1 protein-coding gene is annotated in these 892 nt (G+C 71.6%); it reads left to right on the top strand.

The genetic code is table 11. From position 1 onward, the window contains the following. Window positions 1-12 precede the first annotated feature (12 nt). The coding region (locus ADK86_RS15920) for a hypothetical protein (protein ID WP_053697172.1) at window positions 13-892 on the top strand (880 nt) is incomplete at its 3' end.

Raw genomic sequence — 892 nt, forward strand, 5'->3', positions numbered from 1 at the left:
GTCTTGTCTCTCATGCTGCCGGATCCGCTGGAGTGGGTCCTGGACATGCTCGGCTTCAACTGGCCGCATGCCGACGAGGACAAGCTGATCCAATGCGCCCAGGTCTGGCGCCAGTTCGCCAACGAGGTCGCCGGCCACCAATCCCGCGGCAACAGCGCCGCGGGCAATGTGCTCGCCGCCAACACCGGCGACGCCATCGACGGCTTCAGCAAGACCTGGGAGAAGTTCGCCGACGGCTCCGGCTACTTCGACGACGCCCGCCAGGCCGCCGAGGTCATCGCCACCACCCTGGAGGCCGCCGCCGCCCTGGTCATCGGCATGAAAATCGCCGTGATCACCCAGCTGGCCATCCTGGCCGCCGAAATCATCGCCGCCCAGGCCGCCGCCCCCTTCACCCTGGGCCTGTCCGAGATCGGCGCGGCCGCCGGCACGCTCGCCACCCGCGAAATCGTGCGCCGCATCCTCAAGGAGGTCGCCAAACAACTGCTGGACGCCATCCTGGAGGCGGCCAAGGAACCGGTGATCTCCGCACTGGAGGCCATGGCCTCCGACCTGATCACCCAGACCGTCAACCAGAACTTCGGCGCCCAAAACGGCTACGACCTGGGCCGCACCACCAAGAAGGGTGTCGAGGCGGGCAAGGACGCCCTGAAGAACACCGGCGAGACCCTCGGCGAATCCCTGCGCGACGGCGCCGGCCACCGCGCCGGCCACCGCGCCCGCCACGGCCTGGACACCGCCGCCGGACACGGCGACCACGGCGGAGGCGGTGGCGGGGCCGGCGGCGGAGGCGGAACCGGCGGCTCGGGAGACGGGGGCGGATCCGGGGACGGCGGCAGCGGTACCGGGGCCGGGGGCGGAGCGGGCAACGGCTCCGGTACGGGGTCGGGCG

The organism is Streptomyces sp. NRRL F-5755 (genome assembly GCF_001279365.1).
Lineage (GTDB): Bacteria > Actinomycetota > Actinomycetes > Streptomycetales > Streptomycetaceae > Streptomyces > Streptomyces rimosus.